The organism is Kribbella sp. NPDC054772 (assembly GCF_053611945.1).
In genome coordinates this window covers 138,479-159,966 of sequence record NZ_JBSHBJ010000015.1, presented here as the reverse complement: position 1 = coordinate 159,966, position 21,488 = coordinate 138,479, and the positions used below count along the sequence as shown (strand labels likewise).

The 21,488-nt window shown below is 68.9% G+C and carries 29 protein-coding genes; 20 read left to right on the top strand and 9 right to left on the bottom strand.

The window, feature by feature from the left end:
• Window positions 1-27: 27 nt before the first annotated feature.
• Window positions 28-558, bottom strand: coding sequence for a GNAT family N-acetyltransferase (locus ACWGID_RS23695; RefSeq protein WP_452199879.1), 531 nt, complete (start codon window positions 556-558; stop codon window positions 28-30).
• Between the two features lie 65 nt (window positions 559-623).
• On the opposite strand from ACWGID_RS23695, the gene ACWGID_RS23690 reads away from it, so the two are divergent.
• The 9 genes from ACWGID_RS23690 to ACWGID_RS23650 all read left to right on the top strand — a co-directional run bounded on the left by ACWGID_RS23690 (window position 624) and on the right by ACWGID_RS23650 (window position 8,371).
• A complete protein-coding gene (locus tag ACWGID_RS23690; protein WP_452199877.1) occupies window positions 624-1,490 on the top strand; it encodes a DUF817 domain-containing protein in 867 nt (288 codons plus the stop codon).
• 78 nt (window positions 1,491-1,568) lie between these two features.
• Window positions 1,569-2,330: a polysaccharide deacetylase family protein gene (locus tag ACWGID_RS23685; RefSeq protein WP_452199876.1), complete on the top strand. Its 762-nt coding sequence runs from the start codon at window positions 1,569-1,571 to the stop codon at window positions 2,328-2,330.
• A 31-nt stretch (window positions 2,331-2,361) separates the two neighbouring features.
• Window positions 2,362-3,336 carry a methyltransferase gene (locus ACWGID_RS23680; protein ID WP_452199874.1) on the top strand — a complete coding sequence of 325 codons (975 nt, stop codon included), beginning with the start codon at window positions 2,362-2,364 and terminating at the stop codon, window positions 3,334-3,336.
• Between the two features lie 46 nt (window positions 3,337-3,382).
• Entirely contained in the window at window positions 3,383-4,552 is a 1,170-nt protein-coding gene (locus ACWGID_RS23675) for a DNA recombination protein RmuC (protein ID WP_452199872.1), read from the top strand.
• Between the two features lie 47 nt (window positions 4,553-4,599).
• Complete coding sequence (locus tag ACWGID_RS23670; RefSeq protein ID WP_452199870.1) at window positions 4,600-5,145, top strand: DinB family protein; 546 nt, start codon at window positions 4,600-4,602, stop codon at window positions 5,143-5,145.
• 94 nt (window positions 5,146-5,239) lie between these two features.
• Window positions 5,240-6,427, top strand: a complete 1,188-nt coding sequence (locus tag ACWGID_RS23665; protein WP_452199868.1) for a glycoside hydrolase family 64 protein — start codon at window positions 5,240-5,242, stop codon at window positions 6,425-6,427.
• A gap of 39 nt (window positions 6,428-6,466) precedes the next feature.
• On the top strand, window positions 6,467-6,805 hold the full coding sequence (locus ACWGID_RS23660; protein ID WP_452199867.1) for an ArsR/SmtB family transcription factor: 339 nt from the start codon (window positions 6,467-6,469) through the stop codon (window positions 6,803-6,805).
• Complete coding sequence (locus tag ACWGID_RS23655) at window positions 6,802-7,254, top strand: SRPBCC domain-containing protein (RefSeq protein WP_452199865.1); 453 nt, start codon at window positions 6,802-6,804, stop codon at window positions 7,252-7,254. The genes ACWGID_RS23660 and ACWGID_RS23655 overlap by 4 nt, the downstream gene beginning before the upstream one ends.
• A 7-nt stretch (window positions 7,255-7,261) precedes the next feature.
• Window positions 7,262-8,371: an aromatic ring-hydroxylating oxygenase subunit alpha gene (locus ACWGID_RS23650; RefSeq protein ID WP_452199863.1), complete on the top strand. Its 1,110-nt coding sequence runs from the start codon at window positions 7,262-7,264 to the stop codon at window positions 8,369-8,371.
• On the opposite strand, the gene ACWGID_RS23645 is transcribed toward ACWGID_RS23650, so the two are convergent.
• Window positions 8,355-8,963 (bottom strand): NAD(P)-dependent oxidoreductase, encoded by a 609-nt coding sequence (locus ACWGID_RS23645; protein ID WP_452199861.1) that lies wholly within the window; start codon window positions 8,961-8,963, stop codon window positions 8,355-8,357. The two genes, ACWGID_RS23650 and ACWGID_RS23645, sit on opposite strands and share 17 nt — an antisense overlap.
• A gap of 77 nt (window positions 8,964-9,040) precedes the next feature.
• Between ACWGID_RS23645 and ACWGID_RS23640 the strand changes: the two genes are divergently transcribed.
• From ACWGID_RS23640 to ACWGID_RS23630, 3 genes are all read left to right on the top strand, one after another.
• Window positions 9,041-9,397, top strand: coding sequence for a winged helix-turn-helix transcriptional regulator (locus ACWGID_RS23640; RefSeq protein WP_452199859.1), 357 nt, complete (start codon window positions 9,041-9,043; stop codon window positions 9,395-9,397).
• A 96-nt stretch (window positions 9,398-9,493) separates the two neighbouring features.
• A complete protein-coding gene (locus ACWGID_RS23635; protein ID WP_452199858.1) occupies window positions 9,494-10,021 on the top strand; it encodes a SigE family RNA polymerase sigma factor in 528 nt (175 codons plus the stop codon).
• Between the two features lie 3 nt (window positions 10,022-10,024).
• The gene (locus tag ACWGID_RS23630; protein ID WP_452199856.1) at window positions 10,025-10,666 is read left to right on the top strand and encodes a hypothetical protein; all 642 of its coding nucleotides are present in this window, start codon (window positions 10,025-10,027) and stop codon (window positions 10,664-10,666) included.
• Here ACWGID_RS23630 and ACWGID_RS23625 read toward each other — a convergent pair.
• The 3 genes from ACWGID_RS23625 to ACWGID_RS23615 form a co-directional block, all read right to left on the bottom strand.
• Window positions 10,659-11,699: a 4-hydroxy-3-methylbut-2-enyl diphosphate reductase gene (locus ACWGID_RS23625; protein ID WP_452199854.1), complete on the bottom strand. Its 1,041-nt coding sequence runs from the start codon at window positions 11,697-11,699 to the stop codon at window positions 10,659-10,661. The genes ACWGID_RS23630 and ACWGID_RS23625 overlap by 8 nt on opposite strands.
• Window positions 11,700-11,713: 14 nt before the next feature.
• On the bottom strand, window positions 11,714-12,109 hold the full coding sequence (locus ACWGID_RS23620) for a hypothetical protein (protein WP_452199852.1): 396 nt from the start codon (window positions 12,107-12,109) through the stop codon (window positions 11,714-11,716).
• Window positions 12,110-12,200: 91 nt separating this feature from the next.
• Window positions 12,201-12,707 (bottom strand): HAD domain-containing protein, encoded by a 507-nt coding sequence (locus ACWGID_RS23615; protein ID WP_452199851.1) that lies wholly within the window; start codon window positions 12,705-12,707, stop codon window positions 12,201-12,203.
• A 45-nt stretch (window positions 12,708-12,752) separates the two neighbouring features.
• On the opposite strand from ACWGID_RS23615, the gene xseA reads away from it, so the two are divergent.
• The 3 genes from xseA to ACWGID_RS23600 are packed head-to-tail and all read left to right on the top strand — an operon-like array spanning window position 12,753 to window position 14,682.
• On the top strand, window positions 12,753-13,973 hold the full coding sequence (xseA, locus tag ACWGID_RS23610) for an exodeoxyribonuclease VII large subunit (protein ID WP_452199849.1): 1,221 nt from the start codon (window positions 12,753-12,755) through the stop codon (window positions 13,971-13,973).
• Window positions 13,970-14,185 carry an exodeoxyribonuclease VII small subunit gene (locus tag ACWGID_RS23605; RefSeq protein ID WP_452199847.1) on the top strand — a complete coding sequence of 72 codons (216 nt, stop codon included), beginning with the start codon at window positions 13,970-13,972 and terminating at the stop codon, window positions 14,183-14,185. The genes xseA and ACWGID_RS23605 overlap by 4 nt, the downstream gene beginning before the upstream one ends.
• On the top strand, window positions 14,110-14,682 hold the full coding sequence (locus ACWGID_RS23600; protein ID WP_452199845.1) for an N-acetyltransferase family protein: 573 nt from the start codon (window positions 14,110-14,112) through the stop codon (window positions 14,680-14,682). Before ACWGID_RS23605 ends, ACWGID_RS23600 begins: the two co-directional genes overlap by 76 nt.
• Before the next feature lie 176 nt (window positions 14,683-14,858).
• Here the strand turns inward: ACWGID_RS23600 and ACWGID_RS23595 are convergent, their stop codons facing one another.
• The gene (locus tag ACWGID_RS23595) at window positions 14,859-15,485 is read right to left on the bottom strand and encodes a TetR/AcrR family transcriptional regulator (RefSeq protein ID WP_452199843.1); all 627 of its coding nucleotides are present in this window, start codon (window positions 15,483-15,485) and stop codon (window positions 14,859-14,861) included.
• A 38-nt stretch (window positions 15,486-15,523) separates the two neighbouring features.
• Between ACWGID_RS23595 and ACWGID_RS23590 the strand changes: the two genes are divergently transcribed.
• A complete protein-coding gene (locus tag ACWGID_RS23590) occupies window positions 15,524-16,123 on the top strand; it encodes a flavodoxin family protein (protein WP_452199841.1) in 600 nt (199 codons plus the stop codon).
• Window positions 16,123-16,443 (top strand): DMT family transporter, encoded by a 321-nt coding sequence (locus tag ACWGID_RS23585; protein WP_452199839.1) that lies wholly within the window; start codon window positions 16,123-16,125, stop codon window positions 16,441-16,443. Before ACWGID_RS23590 ends, ACWGID_RS23585 begins: the two co-directional genes overlap by 1 nt.
• An 18-nt stretch (window positions 16,444-16,461) precedes the next feature.
• Here the strand turns inward: ACWGID_RS23585 and ACWGID_RS23580 are convergent, their stop codons facing one another.
• Complete coding sequence (locus ACWGID_RS23580; protein ID WP_452199838.1) at window positions 16,462-17,115, bottom strand: nucleotidyltransferase family protein; 654 nt, start codon at window positions 17,113-17,115, stop codon at window positions 16,462-16,464.
• Between the two features lie 239 nt (window positions 17,116-17,354).
• On the bottom strand, window positions 17,355-17,966 hold the full coding sequence (locus ACWGID_RS23575) for a DUF4245 domain-containing protein (protein WP_452199836.1): 612 nt from the start codon (window positions 17,964-17,966) through the stop codon (window positions 17,355-17,357).
• A gap of 149 nt (window positions 17,967-18,115) precedes the next feature.
• Here ACWGID_RS23575 and glpX point away from each other — a divergent pair, with 149 nt between their 5' ends.
• The 3 genes from glpX to ACWGID_RS23560 all read left to right on the top strand — a co-directional run bounded on the left by glpX (window position 18,116) and on the right by ACWGID_RS23560 (window position 20,675).
• Window positions 18,116-19,150: a class II fructose-bisphosphatase gene (gene glpX, locus ACWGID_RS23570; RefSeq protein WP_452199834.1), complete on the top strand. Its 1,035-nt coding sequence runs from the start codon at window positions 18,116-18,118 to the stop codon at window positions 19,148-19,150.
• A gap of 97 nt (window positions 19,151-19,247) precedes the next feature.
• A complete protein-coding gene (locus tag ACWGID_RS23565) occupies window positions 19,248-20,204 on the top strand; it encodes a carbohydrate kinase family protein (RefSeq protein WP_452199832.1) in 957 nt (318 codons plus the stop codon).
• Window positions 20,205-20,675, top strand: a complete 471-nt coding sequence (locus ACWGID_RS23560; protein ID WP_452199831.1) for a hypothetical protein — start codon at window positions 20,205-20,207, stop codon at window positions 20,673-20,675.
• Here the strand turns inward: ACWGID_RS23560 and ACWGID_RS23555 are convergent.
• Window positions 20,672-21,340, bottom strand: a complete 669-nt coding sequence (locus ACWGID_RS23555; RefSeq protein ID WP_452199829.1) for a FadR/GntR family transcriptional regulator — start codon at window positions 21,338-21,340, stop codon at window positions 20,672-20,674. The two genes, ACWGID_RS23560 and ACWGID_RS23555, sit on opposite strands and share 4 nt — an antisense overlap.
• Between the last annotated feature and the right edge of the window lie 148 nt (window positions 21,341-21,488).

Genomic DNA, 21,488 nt, shown 5'->3' with positions numbered 1-21,488 from the left:
CGGCGAACACCGAAGTACCCCAATCCGTCAGATCAGGAACGCCTCGAGCTCAGCGCCGTACCAGCGGTTCGTGCGGCCGATCCGGTGCATGCCGAGGCGGCCGCACACGGCCAGCGACGCGACGTTGTCCGGGCGGACCACCGCGTAGATCTGGCCCACACCGGCCTTGAATCCGTGCTCGATCGCGCCCCGCGCCGACTCGGTCGCCAGCCCGCGGCCCCAGGCGTCCGGGTGGAAGTGCCAGCCCACCTCGACCTCGCCCCGGGCGGCCGTCCCGTCCGTCGGGTCGGGCAGCGGCACCAGCAGGACGGTGCCCGCGACCGTCCCGGAGGCGCGCTCCTGGACCGCCCAGATGCCGTACGTCGAGTCGCGGTTGCGCTCGTTCCAGCGGGCGATCACCTGCGACGCGGCCCCGCGGTCGGCCATCACCCGCGGCGCGGCGCCGAGCCAGCGGGACACCTCCCAGCGCCGGTAGATGTCGAACACCCGGTCCCCGTCGCCGTCGGCCCAGTCGCGCACCAGGAGCCGGTCGGTCTCGTAGACCACCTTCGGATCCATCGCCCACCTCCCACTGCTGTTCTTATTTCTCCCAACCAGGCGTCCGCAAGCAACGTCTCCAGTCTGTGACCACCTGGACCGCCCGCCTCGGGTTCTCTTCACGCTTCGTGTTCGGCTGCTTGCAGTTCCTCCGGTTCGGGTGCCTGGAGGTGGTGTCGTGCCTGTTCCCGGGGTTCCTGTTCGCGGGCCTGGCGATCTCGAAATACGTCGCCCTGCCGATCGCCCGGTACGACGCGTTGCTGATCTACTGCCTCGCACTGACGCTGCTGTTCTGGCTCGTCCGGCTGGAGACCTGGCGCGAGGTCGCGGTGATCTTCGGGTTCCACCTCGTGGGGCTCGGGCTGGAGCTGTTCAAGGTGCACGTCGGCTCGTGGCAGTACCCGGGTGACGCGGTGACGAAGATCGCCGGCGTACCGCTGTTCGCCGGGTTCATGTACGCCGCGGTCGGCAGCTACATCTGTCAGGCGTGGCGCCGGTTCGACCTGCGCGTGAGTGGTTACCGGCCGATCCAGACCACGGTTCTCGCCGTCCTCATCTACGCGAACTTCTTCACCCATCACTGGATCCCCGACCTGCGGATCCCGATCGCGTTCGGGTTGCTCGTCGTGTTGCGTCGTACCTGGGTCTTCTTCACGGTCGGGGTACGGCGCTACCGGATGCCGCTCGTGGTGGCGTTCGCGTTGATCGGGTTCTTCCTGTGGATCGCCGAGAACGCGGGCACGTTCCTGGACGCGTGGAACTACCCCGACCAGGTGAACGTGTGGCGGCTCGTGCACCCGGCGAAGTTCGGGGCGTGGTCGCTGCTGGTCAGCATGAGCTTCGTGCTGGTCGCGAGCGTGAAGTCGCTGGAGGGCCGGCTGTACCACCGGGGCGGCACCGCGACAGTCGAGATCTCACCGCAACACGAACAGGCCAACCAAGCTGACGGGTAAGGCGTCTTTCGTTGTGTTGAGGCGCTCCTGGACAGGAGCACTGGGGAAGTACCGCCTGATTCGCAGTGGGGAGCGATCATGTCCCGAAGGTTCGCCGCGTTCGTCGCGACCGGGGTGGCGCTGGCCGTCGTCGTCGGTTCGCTACTCGTCCTGGCACTCGGGCACGAACCACCGCCGCGGCCCGCCGCCGCGCAGACCTCGGCGACCCCGTCGCCGACGCCGACCGTGACGCCGACCTTGAACGCACCGCCGTCGACACCGCACAGGCCGGCGCCGAACCCGACCGCAGCGTTTGCCACAGGCAACAAAAAGGTCCTGTTCTTCAGTTTCGACGACGGACCGGACCCGTACTGGACACCGAAGGTCCTGCAGGTACTGCGCAAGCACGGCGCGCACGCGACGTTCTTCGAGCTCGGCGCGATGCAGACCGCGCACCCCGGGCTGCGCGAACAGGTGATTGCCGCGGGCAACACCATCGGCAGTCACTCGATCACGCATCCGCAGCTGACCGCGGTATCGGCGGCGAAACGGCACCACGAGATCTTCGACGGACCGGCCTCGACCTGCTTCCGGCCGCCGTACGGCGCCTCGAACCCGAAGGTGCGGGCCGACATCAAGGCGGCCGGAAAGGTTCAGGTGCTCTGGGACGTCGACCCGCGGGACTGGGCCCGGCCGGGGACGAACGCGATCGTGCACAACATCATGACCCACGCGCACAACCACAACATCATCCTGATGCACGACGGCGGCGGGAACCGCGCGCAGACGGTCGCCGCGCTGGACAAGGTGCTGCCGCTGCTGAAGGCGCAGGGCTACGCGTTCCCCGCGATGGACTGCTGACCGACAGGCCTCCCCGGGCGCACAATGCCCCATGGATGCTTCTCGGGAGTTGCTCCGCCTGATCGGCGGGTACCAGGTGTCCCAAGCGATCTCGGTCGCCGCTCGGCTCGGGATCAGCGACGCGCTCGCCGCCGGTCCACGGACCTTGGCCGAGCTCGCCGAGTCGAGCGGCGCCGACGAACAAGCGCTCGCTCGACTCCTGCACGCCTTGACCGCACTCGGCCTGTACACGGCCGACGACGGCAGCTTCGCGAACACCGAGCTCGGTGCGGCGCTCCGGGTCGACGTACCGCGCTCGGTCGCGGGCTGGGCCCGGTTCGTGGGGACCGGTTCTCACTGGGAGGCGTACGCCGCGTTGGAGCAGTGCATCCGCTCCGGAGAGACCGCGTTCTCGATCGTGCACGGCGAACCCGTGTGGGAGTACCGCGCCAAGCATCCCGACGAACAGGACGCGTTCGACGCCGCGATGACGTCGATGGCGGACGCGGTTTCCAACGCGGTCGTCACGGCGTACGACTTCAGCCGGTACGACAGCGTGGTTGACGTCGGCGGCGGGCACGGGCGGTTGCTGAGCGGGATCCTGGAGCGCTACCCGACCATCCACGGTGTGCTGTTCGACCAGCCCGACGTGGTCGCCGGCGCGGACACCGAGCAGTTCCAGGTGATCGGCGGCGACTTCTTCGACAGCGTGCCGGCCGGCGACGCACTGGTGTTGAAGTCGGTGATCCACGACTGGGCGGACGCCGAGTCGATCGAGATCCTCCGCAACTGCCGCCGCGCCCTGCCGACGGACGGTCGCGTGCTGCTCGTGGAGCAACTGCTCGACCGGTCGCCGGATCCCGTCCGGACCGCGTTCTCGGACGTCAACATGCTGATCATGACCGGCGGCCGTGAGCGCACGACCGACCAGTACCGCGCGTTGCTCGCATCCGCCGGCCTCACCCTCGTCGACACGGTCGCCACCGCGAGTACGACGTACGTGATCGAGGCCGCGGCGACTCACTGAGCGGGGATTCCGGAAACTGTCGGTGGGGTTCGGCACTATCAGTGACATGACCGGTACGACGCTGTTGCTGATCCTGCTCTTCCTGTTCATCGGGCTGCTGCTAGGTGCTGCGTTCGGTGTGCTCTGGGCGCGCGGGCGGGACGGTTCACGGCTCGCGCGGATCACCGCCGAGCGCGACGCGGCCGAGGACCGGGTCGTCGAGCTGACCCAGGAGCGGACGTCGGTCGGTGCGCAGATGGGCGGCCAGGCGGTCGTGAAGGAGGCGCTGGATCGCCTGCACGCGCAGCTGAACAAGCTCGAGCAGGGCCGGGCCGCGTGGCAGAGCCAGCTGCACCAGCAGGTCAACGAGGTGCGGATGAGCGGCGAGGCGTTGCGTCGCGAGACCGCGTCGCTGTCGACCGCGTTGCGGAAGCCGCAGGTGCGTGGACGGTGGGGCGAGCTGCATCTGCGCCGGACTGTCGAGCTCGCCGGGATGGTGTCGCACTGCGACTTCACCGAGCAGGCGACGACGGTCGGCGAGGACGGCGTACTGCGGCCGGACCTGGTGGTCCGACTTGCCGAGGGCAAGAATCTCGTCGTCGACTCGAAGGTGCCGCTCGCCGCGTTCCTCGATGCCAGCGAGTCGGATGACGCGGACGTCCGCGAGGACCGCTTGCGAGCACACGCGCGGCACCTGCGCACGCATGTCGACCAGCTTGCGGCGAAGGCGTACTGGACGCGTCTCTCGCCGTCACCGGAGTTCGTGATCCTCTTCGTGCCGGGCGAGTCGTTCCTGTCCGCGGCCCTCGACATCGAGCCCACCCTGCTGGAGTACGCCGCTGAGCGCCGGGTGATCCTGGCGACGCCGACGACCCTGATCGCGACGTTGCGCGCCGCGGCGTACGCGTGGAACCAGTCGGCGCTGACCGAGTCGGCGCAGCAGGTGTTCGAGCTCGGGCGGGAGTTGTACGAACGGCTCGGGACTATGGGCGATCACTTGGGGCGCGTGGGGAGGTCGTTGACGTCCGCGGTCGAGGCGTACAACGGCACCGTCGGCTCGTTCGAGCGGCGGGTGTTCATCACCGCGCGGAAGCTCCGCGACCTGCACGTCACGGAGGCCGAGCTGACCGCGATGGAGTCGATCGAGGCGTCGGTTCGTCCGCTGACCGCGCCGGAGTTCCTCGCTCTCGACGAGGCTCCGACGACCCACCGGTGGCCGCCGTCACAGGCCGGGTGACGCGTTCCGGACGGTGATCGTCCGGAACCACCGTTAGCGTGCTCGGTATGGACAACGCACCTTTGATCGAGCCGCCGATCGCCGGGCCCGAGGCCGACACGTTGCTCGGTGCGCTCGAGCGCAATCGGCGGACGTTCGCCTGGAAGTGCGGCGGTCTCGACGCGGCCGGTCTCGCCACGAAGCACCCGCCGTCGACGGTGACGCTCGGCGGACTGCTCAAGCACCTCGCACTGGTCGAGGACGAGTACTTCACTCGCCGGCTGCTCGGCCAGGAACTCGGCGCTCCGTGGGACGCCGTCGACTGGGACGCCGACCCGGACTGGGAGTGGAGCAGCGCGGCGGACGACTCCCCCGAAGAGCTGATGGCGCTGTGGGAGGCGTCGGTCGCGCGCTCCCGCGCCGCCGTCGCCGAGGTGCTCGCCAAGGGCGGGGTCGACCAACTGGCCCAGTGGAAGGGTCGCGGCGGGCAGTCGCCGAGTCTGCGCTACATCCTCGTCGACCTGATCGAGGAGTACGCCCGGCACACCGGCCACGCCGATCTGATCCGGGAGTCGATCGACGGCCTCACCGGCGAGGGTGCGCCGCAGGACTGATGTCGGAAAGCCGACAGTGATGGACTGTTGACAGTCGGTGGCCTCTTCACGGAACGATGAGAGCGCTCTCTCAGGCGGACGTGAGGAGAAACGAATGCGTGTCAGAACGCGAATTGCAGGCGTTGTCGCGGCTGCGGTGGCGGTGGCCGGTGTGTTGTCGGCTGCGCCGCATCGTGCGGCCGAGGCGGCACAGGACGCAGTACCGGCAACTATTCCGCTCAAGATCACGAACAACTCGGGCCGTGGCGACGCGGTCTACATTTACAACCTGGGCACGAATCTGGCGACCGGCCAGCAGGGCTGGGCCGATGCGTCCGGCACCTTCCACGCCTGGCCGGCCGGCGGCAACCCGCCCACCCCGGCGCCCGACGCGTCGATCCAGGGACCGGGCAACGGCCAGTCGGTGACGATCCAGATGCCGAAGTTCTCCGGCCGGGTCTACTTCTCGTACGGCCAGAAGCTGGTCTTCAAACTGACCACGGGCGGCCTGGTGCAACCCGCCGTACAGAACCCGGACGATCCGAACCGGAACATCCTGTTCAACTGGTCGGAGTACACGCTCAACGACAGCGGGCTGTGGATCAACAGCACACAGGTGGACATGTTCTCGGCGCCGTACGCGGTCAGCGTGAACGGCAACACCACCGGGCACCTCAAGTCCGGTGGCTACAACGCGGTCTACGACGCGCTCAAGAACACCGCGGGCGGCTGGGGCGGCCTGATCCAGAAGGGCTCGGACGGCTCGGTCATCCGGGTGCTTTCCCCGTCGTACGGCGTCGAGACCGGTGCGCTCCCGGCGAACGTGATGGACGACTACATCAACCGCGTCTGGTCGAAGTACAGCTCGGACACGTTGACGGTGACGCCGTTCGGCGATCAGCCGAACACGAAGTACTTCGGCAAGGTGTCGGGCAACGTCATGAACTTCACCAACAGCGCCGGTGCGGTCGTCACGTCCTTCCAGAAGCCGGACGCGGCGAGTGTCTTCGGCTGCGCGAAGCTGCTCGACGCACCGAACGACCAGGTCCGCGGCCCGATCTCGCGCACGTTGTGCGCCGGCTACAACCGCTCGACGTTGCTGACCAACCCGAACCAGCCGGACGCCAACGACGCGAACTTCTACAAGGACGGCGTCACCAACCACTACTCGAAGGCCATCCACGCCCAGATGGCCGACGGCAAGGCGTACGGCTTCGCGTTCGACGACGTCGGCAACCACGAGGCCCTGGTTCACGACGGCAACCCCCAGGACGCCGGACTGATCCTCGATCCCTTCAACTGAGGCTTGACTCCTCGGTCCGTTAGTGGCAACTTACCGTTCGTGGAGACTTACGGATCACTCGCCGCCGTCGGGCCGGTGCTGGACGCACTGGGCGACCCGACCCGGCGGGTGATCCTCGAGACGCTGCGGACCGGCGGGCCGTGTTCGGTCGGCGTACTGGCCGACCACGTCCCGGTCAGCCGGCCCGCGATCTCGCAGCACCTGAAGGTGCTCGGCGCGGTCGGGCTGGTGCGGCACGAGGCGCGCGGGACGCGGAACATCTACCGCGTCCACCAGGCGGGTCTCGACGAGTTGCGCAGCTGGCTCGACCAGTTCTGGGGCGACACGCTGCAGGCGTACGCCGACCACGTCCGGCGGACCGAGGAGGAACGGACATGACTGTGGAACAAGACCTGTCACCGTTGGTGAAGACCGTTGTCGTACCGGTCGGCGTCGACCGCGCGTTCGAGGCATTCACCGCGGAGACGTCGGCGTGGTGGCCGCTCTTCAGCCACTCGGTCGGCGAGGAAGCGGCGAACGAGGTGCGGCTGGAGGGTGCGGTCGGCGGGCGCATCGCCGAGTACGGCACCGAGGGCGAGATCGCCACCTGGGGAACGATCTCAGCCTGGAACCCGCCGACGTCGCTCAGCTTCAGCTGGCACCCCGGCGGTGACCCGTCGGAGGCCGGCCAGGTCACCGTGACCTTCGAGGCGACCGGCGACGGCACCCAGGTCCAGCTGGTGCACTCCGGCTGGGAACGCCGCGGCGAAGGCGGCGGGCGGGCGCGCCTGAGCTACGACACCGGCTGGGACTACGTGCTGGGCAAGTACGTGGAGTTCGCCCGATAGTTGGTAGATGCTCCCCTTTGACGCGCTGGAAGCTTCGCTACGGCCGCACGGCGAGTCGGTCATGCTGCCGCGGGCGGCGTACGTCGATCCGGACGTGCTCGCGTGGGAACGCCGGCACTTCTTCGCCGGGACGTGGACGTGCCTCGGCCGCGTCGACGAGCTGGCCGGCGGTACGACGTACCGCGAGGTGACCGTTGGTGACATCGCGACCGTTGTCACGTTCGGGGACCGGCCGCGGGCGTTCGCCAACACCTGCCGGCATCGCGGGCACGAGCTGTTGCAGCGCGACGAGACGAGCGACCGCCGCGCGGTGGTGTGCCCGTACCACGGATGGTCGTACGAGCTCGACGGGTCGGTGAAGACCGCACCGAGGATGGGTGACGCCTTCGACCCCACGCCGTACGGGCTGGTCGAACTGCCGGCCGAGGTATGGCAGGGGTGGCTGTTCGTGAACGCGACCGGTACGGCGGAGGCGTTCTCGGACCACGTCGGCGGGCTGACGGATCTCGTCGCGCCGTACGCGCCGGAATCGCTGGTCATGAAGGCCCGGCACTCGTACGACGTCGCGGCCAACTGGAAGACGATCGTGGAGAACTACCACGAGTGCTACCACTGCCCGCTGATCCATCCCGAGCTCTGCAAGGTGTCGCCGCCGTCGTCGGGCGACAACTGGGATCTGCCCGGCGCGTGGGTCGGCGGGTTGATGGACCTGCGGCCGGACGCCGAGACGATGTCGCTCGACGGCCGGTCGCATGGAGTCCCGCTGCCAGGTGTGAACCCACGACAGGTCAACTACGTCGGCCTGTTCCCGAACCTGTTGCTCTCACTGCACCCCGACTACGTGATGACGCATCGACTCGAGCCACGCGCTCCCGGACTGACCGCGATCGAATGCTCCTGGTACTTCCGTCCCGAGGTGACCGACCCGTCGTACGCCGTGGAGTTCTGGGACATCACCAACCGCGAGGACTGGGCCGCGTGCGAGTCGGTCCAGCGCGGCGCCGAGTCACCGCACTTCCGGCCCGGCCCGCTGGCACCCGCGGAGGACGCCGTCTACCAGTGGGTGACGATGCTGGCCCGCGGGTATCTCGGCAAGCCGCTCAGTAGCCCAGGGTGAAGCGCTGGCGGTTGTGGGCGGGCTTCTCGAGCTCGTCGATCAGCGCGACCGCGTAGTCCTCGGCGGAGATGTGGTCGCCGATCGGCTCGTCGAGGCTGAGCCGGAAGACACCGGTCCGCTCGCCGGGGGCGATCACGAACGCCGGGGACAGCATGGTCCAGTTCACGTCGCTGGCGCGGAGGTTCTCCAACGCCTGCGAGACGGTCAGCGACTCGTTCTTGTACTCGGCCGGGAAGTCCGGGCCGTCCACCACCCGGTTGCCGTTGACAACCAAGCTGCCGGCGCCGCCGACCACGATCAGCCGGGTCGCCGTCCCCCGCACCGCGGCGATCAGATTGTCGACCGCGTCCAGGTAGTCCTGGTGGTCGCCGCCGTCCCGGCTCGGACCGATCGCCGCGACCAGCACGTCCGACTCGCCCGCGAGCTCCTTGGCCGTCGCGACGTCGTTCGCGCTCGCCTGGACCGCGCGGACGCCGGTCGGCAGGTCACCGCCGGATCGCGTCACGCCGGTCACCTCGTGTCCACGGTTCACCGCCTCGGCCGCCACCCGGCTGCCGACCATGCCGCTCGCGCCGTACACCGCGATCTTCATCTTTACTCCTGTCTGTGAGGTCTGAGCTGGACAGTATCCATTGGTAACTGGCTACTTCAACGTGCTATAAGTACCTTGTGGTAACCAAAGGCGACGTCTTCGACCCGAACTGCCCGACCCGGGTGATCCTGGACCGGATCGGCGACAAGTGGACGGTGCTCGCTGTCTTGCTGCTGCGCGACGGCCCGCTGCGGTTCACCGAGCTCCGCGACGGGATCGGCCGGGTCGCGCCCAAGGTGCTCACCCAGACTCTGCGCCGCCTGGAGCGCGACGGCCTGATCACCCGCGAGGTCTTCGCCGAGATCCCGCCGCGCGTCGTCTACACCCTCACGCCCCTGGGCGCCTCGCTGATCGCCCCGATCGCCGTCCTCACCGACTGGGCCGAGACCAACATGCCGGCGATCACCAAGGCGCAGGCGGCGTACGACGGCTGAACATCACAAGCTCCGCACTGTCCGATCACAGCTCAACCTTTCGGAACCCTCGCCTCATCACACTCCTGACCGGATGAGAGCTGGGGGTATGTGGCCATGGATCCAGGACGGGATCGGGAATTCGCGGACTTCGTGGACGGGCGGTTCACGGCGTTGCAGCGGTTCGGATACCTGCTGACCGGCGAGTGGCATCTCGCCGAGGACCTCGTGCAGACATCGCTGACGAAGGTGTGGTTCCACCGCGCCTCGCTGCGCAGCGGGAACGCGCTGGAGAGCTACACCCGCACCGTCATGGTGAACACCAGCACCCAGTGGTGGCGCCGCAAATGGAAGGGCGAGACGCCGACCGAGCATCTCCCCGAACCGCACCAGTCCTCAGGACCGTCGGAGTACGGCGTCGTGGACGATCGTGACCTGCTGCTCCGGGCACTCGCCACGCTCCCCCGGCGGACTCGCGCGACGCTCGTCCTGCGGTACTTCGAGGATCTGCCGGAAGCCGAGATCGCCCAGATCATGGGCTGTTCGCTCGGGACGGTGAAGAGCAACGTCTCCCGCGGACTGGCCAAGCTCCGCGAGCATCATCTGGTCGCCGCCGTCTCCGCCCCTGCCCAGAAGGAGGGCTGAGCCATGACCGAAGACCTGAAGAGCCGCTTCGACCAACTGGTCGCCGAACCACCACCGCCGAGCGCCGTCCCGAGCGAGGCAGTGTTCGCCCGCGTCCGCAAGGTACGCCGCCGCCGCACCGCCGGCGTGGTCGGTATCGCCACGGCCTGCGTAGTGGCGATCGCCTTTGCCCTCGGCAACGTCACGAACATCGGCGGCGCCCCGCCGGTCACGAACACCCCCGGCGCCCCCAAGACCGTGATCACCGGCCCACCAACAGCCAAGCCCCTCCCGCCACCCCCGCCGATCCAGGTCCTCCTGAAACCAACCATCAAAGGCCGCACGGTAACGATGAACATCACCGTCTCCGGCAAGGCCTTCATCCCCACGGTCCAGCCCGAGAACACGTTGTTGTCGGCCGACAGCCTGTTCGTCGACCTGTCGAGCGGATCCGACTACAGCTTCGGTGAGGGCATTCCCGGGGGCTCCGACGGCGGGCCGCTCGATTGCACCACCAAAGAACTGAAGCACGGCAGCCAGACGTATCTGATCGACACCCATACCTACACGAAGCCAGGCACCTACAAGTTCACGTACCGGGTGGGCTTCTGCGGCACGCGGGGCTGGTTCGACACGAAGGCCAGCACCCTGGTCAGGATCAAATAGTCCAGGCGTGGTCTGAGGTGCCGGTGGTGGGGAGCCCGGCCGCTTTGAGGTCGGTGCGGAGGTCTCGGGGGAGGGCGAAGGTGAGGCTCTCCTCCGCGGTGGTGACTTCCTGTACGTCGGCGTAGCCGCGCTCGGCGAGCCAGCGCAGGACGTCGCGCACCAGCACCTCGGGCACGCTCGCGCCGCTGCTGACGCCGACCGCGTCGACACCTTCGAGCCAGGCCTCGTCGATCTCGTCGGCGAAGTCGACCAGGTAGCCGGCCTTGGCGCCGTGCTCGACCGCGACCTCGACCAGGCGCACCGAGTTCGACGAGTTCCGCGAACCGACCACGATCATCAGGTCGGCCTCGGGCGCGAGCTTCTTCACCGCGGCCTGACGGTTCTGGGTGGCGTAGCAGATGTCGTCGCTCGGCGGGTCCTGCAAGTGCGGGAACCGTTCGCGCAGGCGGCGTACCGTCTCCATCGTCTCGTCGACGGACAGCGTGGTCTGCGACAGCCAAACGACCTTCTCCGGGTCGCGGACGACGACATTCGGTACGTCGTCGGGCCCGTCGACCAGGTGCACGTGGTCCGGGGCCTCGCCGGAGGTGCCGATGACCTCTTCGTGGCCCTCGTGACCGATCAGCAGGATGTCGTAGTCCGTCGCCGCGAACCGCTTCGCCTCGTGGTGCACCTTCGTCACCAGCGGGCAGGTCGCGTCGATCGTCTTCAGCTGCCGCGCCGCCGCCTCCTCGTGCACCACCGGGGCGACACCGTGCGCGGAGAAGATCACCGTCTCGCCCTCGGGGACCTCTTCGGTCTCGTCGACGAAGATCGCGCCACGCTTCTGCAGCGTCTGGACGACGTACTTGTTGTGCACGATCTCCTTGCGCACGTACACCGGCGGACCGTAGAGGTCGAGGGCCTTCTCCACCGCCACGACCGCCCGGTCGACGCCCGCACAGTACCCGCGGGGGGCCGCAAGCAGCACCCGCTTGGTCTTGGTCGCGGTCGAAGTACCGGTGTTGTCAGGCTGGGAAGTCACGGTCCCCATGGTACGGGCCGTAGTTAACACCGCCGGAGTCGTACCAGGTGCGAAACCGCCAGCGCACACGTGCAGCACACCACCGCGACAGCGGCATCACCGAACGAAGTCAGCTCCGGCGTCGGGCTCCGCGTGCCCGGCTTTGTGAGCAGCATCACCACGATCAGGCCCGCGAGCACCGCGATCCCGGTCGGGACCGCCACGGTCGTCGCCGGACGGAAGCTCGCGTGCGCCAGCAGCGCGATCATCGCGCCCATCAGCAGCGCACCGAGAATCGCCGGTCCGCCACCCTGGCGGCCGGCCATCTCCCACAGCGTTCCGTAGTCCGGCGGGAGGATCGGCTGGAACGAGATCACCACCGACACCACGGCCAGTGGCCCGTACAGCCGCGCGTACCCGATCACTTCCTGCTCTCGCATGCCGACAGCATGCCGAAGCGGAGGTCCATCGGACGTCGAGGAGCCGTCCGCCCTGTCCGGACGGCTCCCCCGTGGGAGGTGTTCCAGCACGTCAAGAATGCGACGGAAACGCCTTGTCCGCAACGGGTTTTCCGCCGCCCCACACCCGGAGCTCCTCGAAGTCCCGCTCGGTCAGCCCGGTCCGGGGATCGACCCGGAGAATCAGTTGGTGCGCCCCCGGAAAACGTGTTCGTTCGAACTCCCCCACCTCGTCGTCCACCCAGGCGAACGGACGATCGCCGACCCACTCCGCGACGTACGGCGCCTTCCAGGAACCATGGCGTACCGGCTTGCGATCCGGCCACCGGATCGTGGGCAGCGGCGGCAGGCCGAGCCGCGGCCCGAGCAGCCGGTTCGCGCCGTCCTCCCAGCTGCTCGCCCACACCAGCTCAAACGTTTTCGCAAGCTCCTTGAGCTGTCCGCCGTGACTCGGGTTGAGCAGGACCCGCCAGGTCTTTGCGCCCTCAGTGATCTCGTGCCGCACGTACCCGGGCGGGAATCCGTCGGCCGCGTGCGGGTTGAGCGGACCGTCGAAATCGAGCAGTAGCAGCGGACGCATCACTCAACGTTAGTGATTGTCGGTGCGGGGTCGTAGGGTCTGGGGGTGGCTTTGGAGACCTCACCGGACGCACCCGCGGCCGTTCGCACGATCGCGAACGGGATCGCCAGCTGGATCAACCAGCTCGGTGCCGTGTGGGTCGAGGGACAGCTGACCGACGTCTCGATCGGGCGCGGTACGACGACTGTCTTCGGCACGCTGCGGGACACCGACGCGGATATCTCGCTGCGGTTCACCTGCAACCGCCGGGTGTTCGAGGCGGTCGACCCGCCGGTGAAGGACGGCTCGCGGGTCGTCGTGAACGCCAAGCCGAACTTCTTCGCCCGGCGCGGGACGCTCGCGCTCGCGGTCAACGAGATCCGGCACGTCGGCATCGGTGAGCTCCTGGCCCGGATCGAGCGACTCAAGCAACTGCTCGGGGCCGAGGGCCTGTTCGCGCCGCACCGGAAGCGGAAGCTGCCGTTCCTGCCGCACACGATCGGGTTGATCTGCGGGCGGGACTCGGCGGCCGAGCGGGACGTGCTGGAGAACGCGAAGCGGAGGTGGCCGGCGGTCGCGTTCCGGATCGAGTACGCGTCGGTGCAGGGGCCGTCGGCGGCCGGCGAGGTGATGACCGCGCTGCGGAAGCTGGACGCGGACGAGTCGGTCGAGGTGATCGTGATCGCGCGCGGTGGCGGATCGCTGGAGGACCTACTGCCGTTCTCCGACGAGGGATTGATCCGCGCGGTGTCGAAGGCGAGTACGCCGGTCGTGAGCGCGATCGGCCACGAGCCGGACTCGCCACTGCTCGACCTGGTCGCGGATCTGCGGGCGTCGACGCCGACCGACGCGGCGAAGCGGATCGTGCCGGACGTGCGCGAGGAGCTGGACGGCGTGCGGCTGCTGCGCGAGCGCGGCTCGCGGGCGATCAGGTCGTGGCTGGATCGGGAAGCGCATGCTTTGGCGGCGATCCGGAGCCGGCCGGCGCTGGCGGCGCCGGTGACCGATCTGCAGCGCCGGTCCGACGAGGTCCTGGCGCTGATCGAGCGGAGCCGGCGGACCCTGACGCACCGGCTCGACCGGGCCGGCGACGACATCGCGCACCGGTTGGCGAGTGTGCGGGCATTGTCCCCGAAGGCGACCCTCGAGCGCGGGTACTCCGTGCTGCAGCTCGCCGACGGGACCGCCGTACGGGAAGTGGCGCAGGTCGCGCCGGGTGATCTGTTGCAGGCGCGGGTCACCGACGGCCGGTTCACTGTCGAAGTCAAGTCCGAGGAGAACACGTGAGCGGCGACCGACCCGAGATCACCTACGAGCAGGCCCGCGAGGAACTCGTCGAGGTGGTCCGCAAGCTAGAAGCCGGCGGTACCACGCTCGAGGAGTCGCTGGCCCTGTGGGAGCGCGGCGAGGAGCTGGCCACCACGTGCCAGCGCTGGCTCGACGGCGCCCGCGAACGCCTCGCCAAGGCCCAAGCCGCCCACGAGGAAAAACCCAACTGATCGTCCGTTCGGCCCGGCCAGAAGATCTCCCGGGCGCCGCCGAGGCGCGGGTCGCCAGTTGGCGGGCCGCGTTCACCGGCCTGGTCCCCCAGGATTTCCTCGACGCGATGGACCCGTCGGCGATCGCCACCTCCTGGACCGACAGCATCGCCGCCGGCCGCTCCCGAATCCACGTCGCCGTACGCCAAGACAAAGTCATCGGGTACGCCGGTGTCGGGCCCGAGCGCGATCCGGAGGCGCCGCCGCGCAGCGGTGAGTTGTACGCGCTCTTCGTGCATCCTGACCACTGGGGAACCGGCGCGGGGCGGGCTCTGACCGACGCGGCGTGTGCCGATCTGCGGGCCGCGGACTGTACCAATGTGGGGCTTTGGGTGCTTGAGGCAAATATCCGCGCGCGCACGTTCTACACGCGGTACGGGTTCACCGAGACCGCCGGCCGCACGTACTCCTCGCTCGGGAAACTCCCGGAAATCAGGCTGATCCGCGACCTGACGTGAAGGTTGCGCAAAGCCGCACCGATTCGGCGAGTGGTGACCTGATCCGCGACCCGCTGAACGGCGACGACTTCTACACGTTCCACGCCGAGCAGAGGTAGTCCTGGGAGCTGACGCTGTCGCCGGAGCAGGAGAAGGCGTTCATGGCCGGTCTCGAGGCGTACGACGACGATGGAAGTTCAGGCGCTGAGCAGGTTCTTGGCGATCGCGGCGAGGCCGGCCCGCATTCGGTCGAGCTCGAAACCCTGTGTCCGCAGGGCGTTGTGCAGGTCGGCCGCGAGCGGCGCCAGCAGTACGTGCGCCGTGTAGTCCGCGTCGAGGTCCGGACGGGCGGACTCGATCAAGTGCGACAGGTGCCGGTGCCAGAGGTGGTACGAACCGATCCGGTAGCGCGCGCCGTCTGACGCGTTCTCGCTGTCCATGAACAGCGCGACGTGCCGGTCCAGCAGGTCGAGGTACGCGTCGAGGAACGCCAGTAACCGCACCAACGGCGGCGCTCCCGGACCGAGTGGTGGCGGACCGCTGATGATCTTCGCCTGCAGTTCCTGCTCGCGCTCGTCGAGCAGTGCGACCGCCAGCCCCGCGCGGTCCCCGAACCGGCGGAACACCGTCCCCTTCCCCACGCCCGCCTCGGCGGCGATCGCGTCCAGCGACACGTTCTGCACCCCGTGCGCGGTGAACAACCGGTCCGCGGCCTCCAGCACCCGGAGCCGGTTCCGGCGGGCGTCGGCGCGTTCCGGGCGTGGCTCCCCCACGACCGGAAGATCCCGTTGTGAAGCGGACCGCGGTCCGGTACTGTCGTTCATAAGACGGACTGTAGTCCGCTAAAGACTCAGGAGGAAGCATGAGCAACACTCCCGCCCGGATCGCGATCGCCTTTCACTCGGGCTACGGGCACACCGCGAAGCAGGCCGAGGCGGTCGCGGCCGGGGCCACGTCGGTCCCGGACACGACGGCCGACCTGGTCCCGCTGGACGAGTTGACCGAGGACGTCTGGGAGCGGCTCACCGCAGCCGACGCGATCGTCTTCGGAGCTCCGACGTACATGGGGAGCCCGAGCTGGGTGTTCAAGAAGTTCGCCGAGGAGAGTGTGCGGGTCTGGGCCGCCGATCTCGGCTGGCGGGACAAGATCGCCGCCGGCTTCACCAACTCGAAGGCGATGTCCGGCGACAAGCTGAACAGCCTGGTCGACCTGGCGGTGTTCGCGGCGCAGCACGGGATGATCTGGGTCGGCCTGGACATCTACCCGGGCTGGGCGGAGAGCACCGCGAGCATCGAGGACCTGAACCGGCTCGGCAGCTGGATGGGCGCGATGGCGCAGTCCGACGCGGACCTGTCCGCGGAGAAGGCGCCGCCGGCGACCGACCTGCGCACCGCGGCCGCGCTCGGGGCCCGGGTCGCGACGGTCACGCACCGGCATCTGCGCGGAGCGCTGGCGGCCTGATGGCGTGGCTCATCCTGCTCGCCGCGGCGGCGTTCGAGATCGCGTTCGCGCTCAGCCTGAAACCGAGCGAGGGTTTCAGCCGGCCGTGGCCGACCGTCGGCGTGCTGGTGTTCGGCGTCATCTCGGTGGCACTCCTGGCGAAGACGCTCGATCGCCTCCCCGTCGGTACGGCGTACGCGATCTGGACCGGTGTCGGTTCGGTCGGGGTGGTGACGCTCGGGATCATCCTGTTCAACGAGCCGATCACCCCGGCCCGCGTGGCCTGCATCGCCCTGATCGTCACCGGCGTCATCGGTCTCCGCCTGGTCGGCGCCGACTAGCTCTACCGACTGGCGCGGTTATGGGGCGGTACGGCGGCGGGTGCGGGTCAGCGGGACGACGGGGATCGGGTGGGTGTCGAGCGGGAGGTCCTCCGGGATGGGGGTACCGGAGAGGAGCCGGTGGTACTCGGCCCAGGTGGTGACGCGGGGCGGGACGTTGCCGATGGCATCGACTCTGGTGATGCGGTGGACGCCGCTGTGGACGGAGGTCCACAGGTCCGCGTCACTACGGAGCGTGCGGAGTTCGCCGAACAGCTCGCGCCCGAACCAGCACGGGTAGCCGTCGCCGTCGTCGTACCGGCAGACGCCGATCGGTGTCGCGGCCTCGGCGACGAGCGACCAGACGGCGGCCGACGTGATCCCGGGCTGATCACCCGGCAGGACGACGATCCCGTCGGCCCGCCGGTCGACCGCGTCGAGGGCCGGGACGATCGAGGAACTCCCGGTGTCGTAGTGCGGGGACTCGACCACCCGCACTCCGTCCAGGTCGATCCGCTCGTGGACGGCCTCCGAGGCGCTGCCCAGCGTCACCACCAACTGGTCGAAGGAGCACTCGCGGGCGCTCTCGAGCGCCGCACCGAACAGCGTGCCGCCGCCGTAGGCCAGGAGCTGCCACGGAGTGCCGAGATGCGGCGAGCCGTCGGCACCCAGCAAGATCCCGGTGATGAACATCGGCGGGTCAACCCTTCACCCGGGACGGCGCGACCATGGTTGGCCCTTCCGCTAGTCCCCGAGCGTGCACAAGCCGTGCATCGATCGAACCAATTGCCGAGGGCACGTGTCAACGACCGTCCGGAAAGTGGGCGGAAATGCCCGGAAATTGGTCAGCGCGCCGGCGGAAACTCGGTAATACGCAGCGAAACCCGGCGGTGCCCGGGAAACTCACCGGCACTCGGTGCGACGAAAACCACTCAGTGCAAGGTCACGGCGAACGTTTCGAGGGCCGGATATCCGGCATTTCCGGTGACGATCGTGGTCACTCCGGAACCTATCCGCACCAACGCGTTCTCGCCCTTGCGGTCCAGCAGAACCTTGCGTTGCCAGGTCACCCCGTCGACGGTCGTCGTACCGTCGTCGGTGGTTCTGCCGAGCTTGTCGGCGAGGTATTTGCCGCCGGAGACATTCGATTGTTCGAGGCCGACGTATTTCTTCTCGTTCGTGACGACGCCGAGATGCCAGGTCATCGGCTCCTGCTGAGGTGAGCGGAACTCGACGCTCGTCGCGGTCCACCCGGACGGCATCGGCTCCGGCCCGAGCACCCAGGAGGCGGCCTTGCGGGCGTCCTGCAGTTGCGCGGTGTACTCGACGGCCTTGACCGTCTCCTGCTTCGGCCGCCAGGTGACGATGATCAGGAACGCGACCACGACGAGACAGATCAGCAGCGCGAACACCATGTTGCCGACGGTCTGCGACTTCCGCTTGTCCCGCCGGTACGCCTGCCGGTACTCGTTCGCCTCCGCCTGGATCTGCGCCCGCTCCCGCGCCGCAGCCTCGTTGGAAGCATCCTGACCTGTCGAACTCATACCCACAGTGTCTCCCGAGGCGCAATCCGCCCGAACACCCCCTCGGGCCGTTGGCTACGATCCGTTGGCATGAGCGAGCGCAGCGAGCGACCAACCAGCAGAGCCGATCTATCGCTCGTGCTGGAGCCGAGCGCCAGCGAGGTGGAAGCATGAGCGATCCGACGACTCCGCCTGCCCATCTGGAGGTCGAGGCCGATGCGCCCGACCGGAACCTCGCGCTCGAACTGGTGCGGGTCACCGAGGCCGCGGCGATGGCGGCCGGGCGCTGGGTCGGCCGTGGTGACAAGAACGGCGCTGACGGCGCGGCCGTGAACGCTATGCGGACGCTGATCGGCACCGTGGGGATGAACGGCGTCGTGGTGATCGGCGAGGGCGAGAAGGACAACGCCCCGATGCTCTACAACGGCGAGCAGGTCGGCTCGGGCGCCGGACCGGAGTGCGACGTGGCGGTCGACCCGGTCGACGGTACGACGCTGGTCGCGAAGGGCATGGCCAACGGGATCGCCGTGATGGCGGTGGCGCCGCGGAACTCGATGTACGACCCGTCGGCGGTCTTCTACATGGAGAAGCTCGTCGTGGGCCCGGAGGCCGCCGAGGTGGTCGACATCCGGCTCCCGGTCGCGGAGAACATCCGCCGGGTCGCGAAGGCGAAGGGCTCCACGGTCGACGACGTCACCGTCGTCCTGCTGGACCGGCCGCGGCACGAGGACCTGGCCCGGCAGATCCGGGCGACCGGCGCGCGGATCAAGTTCATCTCCGACGGTGACGTGGCCGGCGCGGTCGAGGCGGCCCGGCCGGACACCGGCCTGGACATGCTGCTCGGGATCGGCGGTACGCCGGAAGGCATCATCGCGGCCTGTGCGATGAAGTGCCTCGGCGGCAAGATCCAGGGCAAGCTCTGGCCGCGCGGCGACGCGGAACGGCAGAAGGCGCTGGACGCCGGCCACGACCTGGACCGGGTGCTCGACACCGACAACCTGGTCGGCGGCGACGACTGCTTCTTCGTCGCGACCGGCATCACCGACGGCGAACTGCTCCGCGGCGTCCGGTACGGCGGCTCGACCGCGCGCACCCATTCGCTGGTGATGCGATCGCGCAGCGGCACGATCCGCAGCATCGAGAGCGTCCACCAGCTGTCCAAGCTCCGCGCGTACTCCGCCATCGACTTCGAGCACGCGCGATGAGCACTGTGCTTTCGGCCGCGCCTCCGCCGTGGTCCCGGGGCTGTGGCTCCGAGCCGTCCCTGCTTCCGATGCTCCTCAGTCCCGGCCGGGAGGCCCAGTGACCGTCCCTCTGCTCGTCGTCGGTGAGGCCCTCGTGGACATCGTCGGCAGTGCCGCCAAGCCTCGTAACGGGAACGGGAACGGGAACGGCAAGACCAACGCGACCCCCGGCGGGTCTCCCGCGAACGTCGCGGTCGGGCTGGCGCGCCTCGGCGTACCGACCGAGTTGGTGACGCGGTTCGGGACCGACGCGTACGGCGATCAGCTCGGGGCGCACCTGTTCGGGAACGGCGTGCAGCTGGCGCCGGGCTCGGTCGACCCCAAGTTCCGGACCAGCACCGCGACCGCGACGCTCGATGCGGCCGGCGTCGCGACGTACAAGTTCGACATCGCGTGGGAGCCTCCGGCGCTGTCGCTGTCCCGCGGCTGTCCGGCGATCCACACCGGGTCGATCGCGACCGTCCTGGAGCCCGGCGCGGCAGCGATCCGGGAGTTCCTGGAGTCGGTCGCCGATCAGCCGGTGACCGTGACGCTGGACCCGAACGCGCGCCCGAGCATCACCCCCGACCCCGTCGCGACCTGGGAAGCGGTACGGGCGCTTGCGGCCTTGAGCGACCTGGTCAAACTCAGCGATGAGGACTGCGAGTTCCTCCGACCCGGGATGTATCCGGAGGACATCGCGGAGGAGCTGCTGACCGCGGAGCGGACCCAGTGCGTGGTGATCACCCGCGGCGGCAAGGGCGCGCTCGGGGTCAGCCGCGACGCACGGGTCGACGTGACCGCGCCGGTGATCGAGGTCGTCGACACCGTCGGCGCGGGCGACTCGTTCATGTCGGCACTGATCGCCGGCCTCGACGCGCGCGGGCTGCTCGGCGAACGGCGGCTCGCCGGACTGACATTCGAGGACCTGCGCGACGTCGTGGACTACGCGGTGAAGGCTGCGGCGATCACCTGCACCCGCCACGGCGCCGACCCGCCGACCGCGGCCGAGCACACCGCGAAGTGGGGTTCATGAGTGTCCGCCGAGACGTGGTCCGCTGAGCTGGAGTCCAAGGGCAGCGTGGAGTTCCCGCCACGCCGCGGCCGGCTCGTGGTGCGGCTAGCGGCTTTCGGCCTGCTGATGGTGGCGTCCGCGTGGACGAACGTGGACCACCTGCAGTCCGACGGGTTCACCGGCACCCTCAGCGTGCTCCGCCTCACCGCACTGGCCGCGTTCGTCTACGGGACCGCGCTGACCGCGTGGCAGCTGATCACCAATCGCCCCGTGGTCCGGATCGACAGCGACGGGATCAGCCGCGGCCGCAACCTCCCCTGGTCCGGCATCACGAGCATCGACGGCCCGGCCGGTCTGCCACTCGCTCGGACGGTCCAGGTCACGCCGGCGGACCGCCGTACCCGGCCGATCTCGATCCCGCAGGACAACGTCGAGGATCTGGCCGCGCTGACGCCCTGGCTGCGGTCGCTCCTCGAACAGCACCGCGACTAGGCCAGTGAGCTTCGCACCGCGCTGAGGTGTTCGCGGGCGCGCGTCGCGGCCAAGTCGGGGTCCTTGGCGCGGATGGCGTCCGCGATCGCCTCGTGCGCGGCCTGGTCGTGGCGGTGGCGATGTTCGTCGTCCAGCTTCAGCATGTCGATCATCGCCCGCCGGATCCGCGGCACGAACGTGTCGAACAGCTCCGTCAGTACGGCGTTGTGCGCGGCCGTCACCACCGCGCGGTGGAACGCCAGGTCCGCCTCGATGTACCAATCGTCCGGCGCGTTCGCGGCCGCCCGTTTCCGGTCCGCAAGCGTGTAGCGGAAGTCCTTCAGATCCGCTGGCGTACGACGTGACGCCGCCAGCCGAGCCCCCTCGGTCTCGATCGCCAGGCGCCCCTCCAGGACGTCGGTGATGTCGGCCTTGCGCAACACCTTGTCCCAGTCCTCGGCCGCCTGCAGCGCGATCACGAACACGCCCGCACCCTGCCGGCTCTCCAGCACCCGGCGCCCGGCCAGTTCACGCACGGCCTCCCGGATCGTGGACCGGCCAACCCCTAGCTGCGCCGCCAGCGTGGTCTCGCCGGGGAGCTTGGCGCCGAGCGTCCACTCACCGCTCCCGATCCGGCGCAGCAACTCCTCGGCGGCCTGCTCGGCCAGCGGGTGACGGCGAATCATGCGGGTAGTTTAGAGGAACTCAGGTTGTCAGCTTGTCTGAGGAGTTGATAGCGTGCTCGGCATGCGCAAGCTCCCGGGCCTTCTCCTTCTTCGCCGCCACGGCGGGAGCTGATTCGATCGGCGCTCCCTCCGTGGAGTGCCGTCGCCC